This window comes from Stagnihabitans sp., from assembly GCF_964946895.1.
In genome coordinates, this window is the sequence record NZ_CBBQHX010000078.1 from 1 (window position 1) to 8,794 (window position 8,794).

General features: G+C 63.3%; 9 protein-coding genes and 1 pseudogene. All 10 read left to right on the top strand.

Features of this window, described 5'->3' with window-relative positions; genetic code table 11:
- A pseudogene (locus AC1Y2B_RS23025) lies at window positions 1–230 on the top strand (type-F conjugative transfer system secretin TraK); the annotation flags it as partial.
- A complete protein-coding gene (locus tag AC1Y2B_RS23030) occupies window positions 227–1,537 on the top strand; it encodes a TraB/TrbI/VirB10 family type IV secretion system protein (RefSeq protein WP_482255464.1) in 1,311 nt (436 codons plus the stop codon). The pseudogene AC1Y2B_RS23025 and the gene AC1Y2B_RS23030, both read left to right, overlap by 4 nt.
- Window positions 1,534–1,983, top strand: a complete 450-nt coding sequence (locus tag AC1Y2B_RS23035; protein ID WP_482255465.1) for a TraV family lipoprotein — start codon at window positions 1,534–1,536, stop codon at window positions 1,981–1,983. The genes AC1Y2B_RS23030 and AC1Y2B_RS23035 overlap by 4 nt, the downstream gene beginning before the upstream one ends.
- Window positions 1,980–4,454: a TraC family protein gene (locus AC1Y2B_RS23040; protein WP_482255466.1), complete on the top strand. Its 2,475-nt coding sequence runs from the start codon at window positions 1,980–1,982 to the stop codon at window positions 4,452–4,454. Before AC1Y2B_RS23035 ends, AC1Y2B_RS23040 begins: the two co-directional genes overlap by 4 nt.
- Window positions 4,451–4,927: a TrbI F-type domain-containing protein gene (locus AC1Y2B_RS23045; RefSeq protein WP_482255467.1), complete on the top strand. Its 477-nt coding sequence runs from the start codon at window positions 4,451–4,453 to the stop codon at window positions 4,925–4,927. Before AC1Y2B_RS23040 ends, AC1Y2B_RS23045 begins: the two co-directional genes overlap by 4 nt.
- Complete coding sequence (locus tag AC1Y2B_RS23050; RefSeq protein ID WP_482255468.1) at window positions 4,924–5,451, top strand: S26 family signal peptidase; 528 nt, start codon at window positions 4,924–4,926, stop codon at window positions 5,449–5,451. Before AC1Y2B_RS23045 ends, AC1Y2B_RS23050 begins: the two co-directional genes overlap by 4 nt.
- Window positions 5,430–6,086: a hypothetical protein gene (locus AC1Y2B_RS23055; protein WP_482255469.1), complete on the top strand. Its 657-nt coding sequence runs from the start codon at window positions 5,430–5,432 to the stop codon at window positions 6,084–6,086. Before AC1Y2B_RS23050 ends, AC1Y2B_RS23055 begins: the two co-directional genes overlap by 22 nt.
- Window positions 6,083–7,069, top strand: a complete 987-nt coding sequence (locus tag AC1Y2B_RS23060; protein WP_482255470.1) for a TraU family protein — start codon at window positions 6,083–6,085, stop codon at window positions 7,067–7,069. The genes AC1Y2B_RS23055 and AC1Y2B_RS23060 overlap by 4 nt, the downstream gene beginning before the upstream one ends.
- A complete protein-coding gene (trbC, locus tag AC1Y2B_RS23065; protein WP_482255471.1) occupies window positions 7,054–7,821 on the top strand; it encodes a type-F conjugative transfer system pilin assembly protein TrbC in 768 nt (255 codons plus the stop codon). The genes AC1Y2B_RS23060 and trbC overlap by 16 nt, the downstream gene beginning before the upstream one ends.
- Window positions 7,818–8,794 (top strand): conjugal transfer protein TraN (gene traN / locus AC1Y2B_RS23070; protein ID WP_482255472.1); only part of this gene is annotated, 977 nt, incomplete at its 3' end. The genes trbC and traN, both read left to right, overlap by 4 nt.

Sequence of the window (8,794 nt, forward strand, 5' to 3'; positions counted from 1 at the left end):
AACATATCGGCCGCAAACCGGCGCCACGTCTTGGCCATGGTGCCATCGTGGCAAGCGATAGGGCAGGGGCCTTCCGCGCCCGCATTCTGGTCGCAAGCGGTGGCTCCAGCGGTCGCTATGTCCGACCGCAGGATTTCCAAGGCTCGCATGTCCTCGCCGTCTGGGTTGAGAAATCCACCCTCGCGCCCAACGAACGCGCCTGGGTGCTGGTCGTTGAGGCCGCAAGATGAGCGATCCGCGCAAGGCACAGCAATGGAAGATCATGGGGCTGGCCGGGGTCGGTGGGGTTACCCTCCTCGGCATCCTCGGCTGGGTGATGAACGCGTCCGAAGCCAATCTGGTCGGGGCGAGCGAAAGTCCAGCAATTGATCCGACGATCATCGCCGATGTCACCTCCTCGGCGAGCCCGGAACTCAGCTGGATTTCTCAAAGCAAGGCCGAAATCGAAAAGCTGACGACGCAGGTCACGGAACTGACCTCATCTGTGACGGCCCTCAAAGAAGATCAGGCCAAGCAGATCGCTGATCTGATGGCCCAATATGATGACGCCCTCCTGCGCCAGCAGCAGGACATCAACACCCTGAAAGGGGGCGATCCGACGGTCGATCCCAATGCCGCGGCACAAGACGGCGGCCTGGGGCAGGATTTCGTGTCGGCGGTCCAGAACGGTGCAGGGGGTCTTACGGGGCTTGGGTCTGACACGGCCGGAAAGGACGGAGCGGCCTCAGGGGCAGCGACCACTTCTGACGGGTTTGGGACCAGCTTTACCCTGACGGCGTCAGTGGCTGCGCAGGACGCCAACGGGGGCATCACGGGTCCGGCTCAGGCGAGTGCCACGAATGGTGGCGATCCCACGGACGGCTCTGTGGCGACTGCCGCCGCACAGGAGTCCCATGTGCGCAAACTCGAGAGCTATGTGCCCGCCGGCAGCTATGCCCCTGCCATGGTGATCGCCGGTGTTGATGCTTCGGCGGGCGTGAAATCGCAGGAGAACCCGGTTCCGGTCCTGCTGCGCCTGACAGGTCCGGTCACCACGGCGGCAGCGGGCGCCGGTCCTGGGAGCAGAGTGGATCTGACTGGCTGCACCGTCGTGGGCTCGGCTGCCGCTGATCTTTCTTCCGAGCGGGTTTACGTGCGGCTTACGACCCTGACCTGCCTCAACCATCGTGGCGAAGTGCTGGAAGTCCCCGTTGCGGGGATCGTGGTTGGTTCCGGCAAGGCCGGGGTGCGGGGCAAGGTCGTCTCGCGCGAGGGCACCTTGGTGCGCAACGCGGCAATCGCAGGTGTCCTTCAGGGTATCGGACAGACCGCCTCCAGTTCGGCCCAGTCGGTCACGGGGTCCAGCGGTCTTGATTCAACTGTGACCTCGATCGCCGGGGCTTCGGCGGCGGGCGCTCTGGGCGGGGGCATCTCCGGCGCCGCCAACACGCTGGCGCAATATTACATCCAGCGCGCCGAACAATATCAGCCGGTGGTGTCCCTCTACGGCGGCACCTCGGTCGAAGTGGTCTTCCTTGACGGAGTGGATTTGCGATGACACCGCTGCTTTGCGGCCCAAAAGCATCGGGCTTGGCCACGATGCGGCGCCCGACCCTTGCCCTTTGCCTGGCTCTGACGCTGGGCGCCTGCGCTTCCTCTAACACCGAGCGGGATTTCCTTTGCCCGGCGCAGCTGGGGTCGCCCTGCACGACCATCGCATCCGCAGATGGGGCAGGGGCCGCTGGCCAGCCGGTTCAGGAACGCGGCGAAGACACGCTCGCCGACGGGCTGACGCAAGCACCGCTTTCCAACGGTAAGGCTGGCAAAGCAGGACCTGCAGCCGCGATGGGCGATGGCGGCTTTGCCTATGACGCGGCCTCCTACCGCCTGCCGGAAAAGGTCGGCACGCTCTGGATAGCGCCGCATGCCGAGGGTGAGACGCTTTATGAGGCAACCTTCGTTCATTTCCTGATCCTGCCCGCTGCCTGGGGGGATCGGCCATGAAGGCACTGAATGGCCTCTTCGCCAGCCTCTTTGACGATCCCGACTGGAGCGAAGGCGCGCCGAAAATTCTGGCGCAGGATGTTGTCTCAGACCTGCTGCCCTGGCGGCTTTACGAGCCGAAGACCGAGCTTTTCGTGAACGTGGACTCGTCGGGCTTCATCTTCGAGGTGACGCCGCAGGTCGGCACCACCGATCTGACGCCAACCCTGACCTCGATCATCCAGTCCCGCGCCCCGCGCGAGGCGACAATCCAGATCCTGAACTGGACGTCGCATGACATCGACGAGCCCTTGCTCAACTGGGCGCAACACCGCTTCCGCCATGGCGACCTCGTCCGCGAAATGGCCGGATCGCGCATGAAGCACCTCCGCAGCGCGCGCTTTGGCACCGATCATGGGATCAAGGCGCTGCCGCATGTCCGGCGGGTCTTCCTCGCAGTCTGGATCGACGGCAGCGCTGATCTGACCGCCGAACGCGAGCTTCTTGAATTCCGCCGCGCCTTGGTGGCAGGGTTTGGCGGCGAAGACGGTGTTCGCAAACTCGGCCCAAAGGAGTTTCTGAAGCTCATCGCCGAAATCCTCCACGCCGGTTCACGCGGCTGGCCCGACTATATGCCGGACCAGTTCCTCAACCACCAACTCCCGGGCGCAGGCCTCAAGGTCCGCCGTGCCTCGCTCGGGTTTCAGGGGGAACCGGAATTATCGGTGGCCTCGGCCTCGGTGACGCGGTTCCCCAAGGAATGGTCTGCTGCCTTCGGCGCCGTGCTGAACGGTGTGCCCGACAATGCCGCCCATCGCCCCATCGGCCCGGTTCTGACCTCACTGGTCATGCGGATCCGCCCCAAAGACAAGACCCTCGCTTTTCTGAACCGTCAGCGTGCCGGTCTCATGCACACGATGGGTACGGAATTCGCCAAATGGGCATCCAACCTCGCCGAGAAGAAAGCCGAGTTCGACGGGCTCGTGGCCCAGGTCGAGGGCAATGAGCGGCTTTTGGAATGCGTTTTCCTGATCTCGGCCTATGCCAAAGGCGGCGATGCCGAGGCCAAGACGGCTCTGGCCGAACTGGCCAAGATCTACCGCTTTGCAGGTCTTACCCTCGGCGATGACACTTACCTGCAATTGCCGCTGTTCCTATCCTCGCTGCCCTTCACGGCTTCCGGCAACCGGATGACGGATCTGAGGAAGCTGCAGCGCATGCGGCTTCTGAAAGCCGAAGCCGCGGTCGCCTTCGCCCCCATCCACGGCGAATGGCTTGGGGCAGGGGAGGGCAAGGGGGTTCTTCTCCTCGGTCGCCAAGGCGGCATCTTCGACTGGGACAATTTCCGCTCGAGCGGCAACTTCAACGTGGCCGTGCTCGGCAAGTCGGGCGCTGGCAAGTCGGTTTTCATGCAGGAATTCGTGGCCTCAATCTATGCCCGTGGCGGCAAGATCGTGGTGATCGATGACGGCTATTCCTTCTGCAACACGGTTGAACTTTTCGGCGGCACCTTCGTCGATTTCGAAGCCGATTGGTCGATCCGGCTCAATCCCTTCTCGATGCTTTCCGAAGAGGCCATGGCCGCGCCGGAATACCGCGCCGAAGCCATCGAGCTTCTGACCCGGATCGTGGCCTCGATGGCGGCCTTGGGCAAGAATGCTCAAGGCAGGGTCCAGGAGCTGGAAGAAAGCCATATCGCCGAAGCGGTGGCCAAGGTCTGGGACAGGAAGGGCCGGGAAGGGGAAGTGGGCGATGTCCATGAGCTTCTTCAGGCCCATGCTGCCGATCCACGGATGGCCGATGTGCTGACCAAGATGGCACCCTTCGTGGGGGAGGGCGTCTATGCGGCCTATCTGAAAGGAGCGGCTACGATTTCGCTCGGGGCGGATTTCACGGTGGTGGAGCTGAGCCGGATCAAGGGGCAGCGCATCCTGCAGGATGTCGTCATGCAGATCGTGATGTTTCTGTCCTCCGAGCTTATGTACAAAACCGCCCGCGATATTCCGGTGGCCTTGGTCATCGACGAGGCCTGGGATCTTCTGAAGACCGAGGCCACGGCGCGTTTCATCGAAGCCCTGGTGCGGCGGGCGCGCAAATACAATGCGGCACTGATCACCGGGACGCAGAGCTTCCGCGACTATGAAGAGAATGCCGCCGCCCGGGTGTGTCTCGAAAACTCTGACTGGACCGTGGTCATGGCCCAAAAGCCCGAGACGCTGGACTTGCTGGCCTCCGAGAAGCGCCTCGCCGTCACCTCGGGCATGCTGCACCAGCTGAAAAGCATCGCCCCGGTTCAGGGCCTCTATTCCGAAATGGCCATCAAGGGGCCGGAGGGCTGGGTTTTCGGGCGCCTCCTCCTCGATCCCTTCTCGCTGGCGATGTTTTCCAGCCGGGGTGAGACAGTCGAGCGGATCCGGCGCCTCCGCCAAGAAGCCGGGCTCTCCATGGTCGATGCGATCCGCCGCGTGGCGGAAGAGGGAAATGCAAAATGAATGACATGACGAACCTCGCAGGTGCTGCTGACAGTGTTGCCGCGCCAACCGTGGCGAATCAGGGGCCGATGGCAACTCCCTCCTCCTCCCTCCCGGGTTCTTCCGCCCCGCCAGCCCCGCAGAAGCTGCAGCGGTTTCTGGAACTGGCCGTGACCGGGATCATCAGTATGGCGGCCACCCTGGCTTTGGTGACAGCTTTGAGCCCCAGCCACCATCAAGGTTCCAAGCCTTTGGTGATGCTGGATGCTGACCGCGCCGCAGAGACTTTCGTGCGCTCGCCCGGCATCTCCGATCTCGACGAACAGGCTTTCGGTGATGCCGTCACGCGGTTTCATGGCGCGCTCCTGAAGGAAATGCTGCGTTATGGTGCCAAGACCGGGACGGTGGTCCTGTCGTCCTCTGCGGTCCTCGCGGGCGATGTCACCGATGTGACTGACCTTCTGACCCAAGGCGCGCTGCGAGGCATGAAGTGAGGCGGTTTACGTCCCTTCGCTGGCCCTTCATCGGGCTGGGTTCGCTGGTGGCCGTCTTGGGCTATGCCGGTCTCGCCGATCTGCAGCTCACGCTAAACGGTTCTGAAAGCCTGCCCGAGACCGCTTATCTGCAATGGCACTGGCCGAAGGTCTTCTGGCACGGCGCCGTCGTGGCAGTGCCTCCACCTGCGATGTTCGGTGATCGGCTGGATGGCTATTCGATCGTCAAGAAGGTCGGCGGCCTGCCCGGCGATCCAATCCGCAACTTTGGCACTCAGGTCTGCGTGGCGGGCACCTGCTATGCCGCAGAAATGCGGGACGGCAGGGCCTTTGCCGAGCTTCTGCCCTCGGGCAGGGTGCCGGACGGCATGCTGGCAATCTTCGGCGAGGCGCCGAATTCGCTCGACAGTCGCTATCAGCCTTTCGGTCTTGTCCGCATGGCAGATGTCGAAGCGGTGGGCCTGCCCTTTCCGGGCTTCCCCTCCTGGCAGGAGGTGGCCCGATGGCTTGGAAAAGAGTCGTGACACTGAGCCTTGCTATTGGACTGGCGGCCACAGCGTCAGCATCGGCACGCGACCTTGGCAACTTCGGCGAGGTCTTTCCGATTGCGGAGCCCGACATTCTGGCCCTGATCAAAGGCAAGATCAGCGCGTTGATCGCCGATGGTGGCATGGAGCGCCTGACGACCGAGATGCAAGACAAGGCGCGCGGTTATGCCAATCGCCCCAAGGGTCTGGTCCTGCCGCGCGCGACGGAGGATCGGAGCTTCACCCTCGATCTGTCGATCCGGGTCGATCACGATCTGGCCGATCAGAACGGGGTGGTCTTTGCCGCCGCAGGCACAGTCGTGAACCCTTTGGCCTGGTCTGGCTTTGACAAGACTATCCTCTTCATCGACGGCGATGATCCGGATCAGGTCGCTTGGGCCATCAGCCAAGGCGACGAGCTGGACAGCCTCATCGTCCTGACCCAAGGGGCACCTCTGGATCTGAGCCAAGCCTGGGGCCGCCGCTTTTGGTTCGACCAGTCCGGCATTCTGGTCAATCGCTTCCAGATTACTAATCTCCCCTCTCGGGTCACCCGCGCTGATCCCGTGATGCGGATCGATGAAGTGGCGCTGCGGCAGCAGGACGCCTCACCGGAGGCACCGGCCCCATGATCGCCCGTCTTATCCTCGCCGTCGCCTTGGCATTCCTCGGCCTGACCGACACTGCCATCGCCAAATGCAATACGAAGTTCCTCAATCCGCTGACCGAAGTTTGTTTCGATTGCATTTTTCCGATCTCCATCGGGTCGATCTCGCTATTCGGCTCGCGGCCCGACACGCCAAACCCCGGTTCACCCTTCTGCATCTGTGGCGGCATTCCTCCGCGCGTCGGCTTCTCAATCGGCCTCTGGGAGCCCGTCCGGCTGACCGATGTGGCAGACGAGGCGGGCTGCTTTGTAAACCTCGGCTTCAAGATGAACATGGGCCTTTTTGCCCTGGGCAAAGATGCCGTCACAGTCGATGACGTCGGCTCCGAAGGCTCCCGCTGGCAGGCGCACTACTATTATTATCCGCTTCTGTCGTGGCTCGGCACGCTGATCGACGGGCTTTGCCTGGAGAGTTCCACCTTCGATGTGGCCTATATGAGCGAGTTCGACCCGCTCTGGCAGGATCCGGAACTGGCCACCCTGATCAACCCGGAAGCCGTGCTCTTCGCCAATCCGGTGGCGCAAGCCGCCTGTGCGGCGGATTGCGTGGCGGCCTCTTCCGGCCATCTCGGCAATGACAAGCTCTTCTGGTGCAATGGTTGTCAGCGCGGGCTTTATCCGATGACCGGGGATTCCAACGAGCACTATGGCGGGGTTCAGGCCTCCGAGACCGTGGCGGCCAAGCTTCTGGCGCGGCTGCATCGTTTCGGCCTGGCCCGTCGCACTTCCGGATCGGGCGCGCTCTGCCAGCCAAAACCGGCCCCTATCCTGCCCAAGTCGCAATACCGGTTCCAGATCACCCGGCCCAAGGCCAAGACTTCCGGCCGTTATGCCTGCGGTCCCTTAGGCTCTTCGACCCAGTTCGTCGATTCCGGTCGGGAATATCCGTTCAAGGGCGAAAGCTTCGGCTGGCTCACCTGGAGGAAACACAATTGCTGCGCGCTTTGATGCCGGCGGGCGTTGCCCTGCACCTCATGACCAGTATGGCCTCGGCGGAAGAGCCGGTCCTCCAATTTGCACCTGGGGCCACAGGCTCCATCGGCGTCGATGTCACCGGCCTGATGGACAAGGCTGCCAAAGACGCCGAAGCCCTGAAGAACAGTCTCAAGGCGGCGGCACCGCAGGATCTTGGCTCTCTGGCGCACAGCCTGAAAGCCATCGAGGGCCACGCGATGAACGACCCGAGGTTGCGCGAGCTCCTTGGGATTACATCGGACACCCAAGTCGAGGGCGACGACAAACCGGGCTATGGCGAGGCACGAGTTCTGGTCTTTGCCAGCCTTGCGATGCCCGGTCCTTCCCTGCGCCAGGTGCTTCTGGACGCCGACCGCCTTCATGCCGTCGTGGTCTTCCGGGGATTTCTGGAAAACTCCGTCTTCAAGACGGGCGATGCTCTGCGCGCCGCCTTGGGGGAGGGCGAGACGCCGAAGGGCTTTGCCATCGACCCAACGCTCTTCACTCGGTTCCACGTGAGTGCCGTGCCGGTCTATGTCGTGCTGGCCGAACCTCTGGCGACCTGCGAGACGGAAGACTGCCTTCAGGACCCGCTGCCAGCGCATGACCGGCTGTCGGGCAATATCCCGCTCGAAACCGCGCTCAATCTTGTGGCGGCAGGGCAGGGGGAGGCGGCCTCCACCGCTGCGGCACTCCTGGGCGAAGCGGCTTCGAACAAGACCCCTGCCGCTGGCGCTGCGCCATGAAATTGGTCTGGGTACTGGCCCCAATTGCTAGTCTCTTCGCGGTTGGCGCCTTTGCCGATCCGATGTCTGAGGCCGCTAAGGCTGGCCGTGAGGCGGCAGCGCCACTGGTCCTCGCACCCGGCAGTTCGGTGTTCTCGCAGGAGATGATCGGCAAGACCGTGACCCCTTTTGCGACGGAAGCCCCGCCGGAATCCGCGATCACTGGGACCAGTATCGAAGATGCGGCGCGACTTCGTGCGGCCGGGTCATCGACCGAAGCAGACGCCCTTCACTCTGAGGCCACCGCCACGACCAGCAACCCGAGGAGGGATATCCCGACCTCTGATCCAGGACTGCAGCGCGCTGACGGCGCTCTCAACAGCGCCGATGCAATCGCTGGTGGACTGTTCAGTGCCGGCGGAAACCAGGGCGAAGGCTGCACCGTCGAAGGTCTGCAGAGTGCCGGCACAGTAGAACGCTCCTGCCAGCGGGTTGTGGCCACCACGACCAGCACGTGCCAACTGGCCCTCGATGTCGCGGTCAAAAGAACGAGCCGCTACGAATGCGACGAGGCTGGCGATACCCATGAATGCGCAGCGCTCGCGGCCCATCAGTCCTGCCACGAGACGGGCAGCACCTGTCTGAACCTTGGCACTGACGGCAGCTGTCTTGCCACCCGCAAGAGTTTTGACTGTACCGACGCGACGGGCGATCTCGCTCCGGCGCGGCAGGTGGGCGAGACCACGACCGAGATTGCCGAGACCAAACTCGGGTCCTGCGACACGGTCGGGGCAAGCTGTGCGGCGGGAGAAGCCACCTGTACCGCCGGTCCAGAGACCCGTATCATCAACGGCGTTCCCGTCACCCGCGCCTGCTGGGCCTGGGAAAAGCCCGTGACCTGTCAGGCGACCGGGTCTCAGACGACCTGCGGTGTCTTTGAAGCCGACCAGAGTTGCCACAAGATCCAGAGCGATTGCGTGGCGCGCTCCGATGC

Bases quoted from the DNA above. Each gene is read 5' to 3' on its own strand.
- AC1Y2B_RS23060 (WP_482255470.1), top strand. From the start codon at position 6,083: ATGATCGCCCGTCTTATCCTCGCCGTCGCCTTGGCATTCCTCGGCCTG.
- AC1Y2B_RS23040 (WP_482255466.1), top strand. From the start codon at position 1,980: ATGAAGGCACTGAATGGCCTCTTCGCCAGCCTCTTTGACGATCCCGAC.
- AC1Y2B_RS23030 (WP_482255464.1), top strand. From the start codon at position 227: ATGAGCGATCCGCGCAAGGCACAGCAATGGAAGATCATGGGGCTGGCC.
- AC1Y2B_RS23045 (WP_482255467.1), top strand. From the start codon at position 4,451: ATGAATGACATGACGAACCTCGCAGGTGCTGCTGACAGTGTTGCCGCG.
- AC1Y2B_RS23055 (WP_482255469.1), top strand. From the start codon at position 5,430: ATGGCTTGGAAAAGAGTCGTGACACTGAGCCTTGCTATTGGACTGGCG.
- AC1Y2B_RS23035 (WP_482255465.1), top strand. From the start codon at position 1,534: ATGACACCGCTGCTTTGCGGCCCAAAAGCATCGGGCTTGGCCACGATG.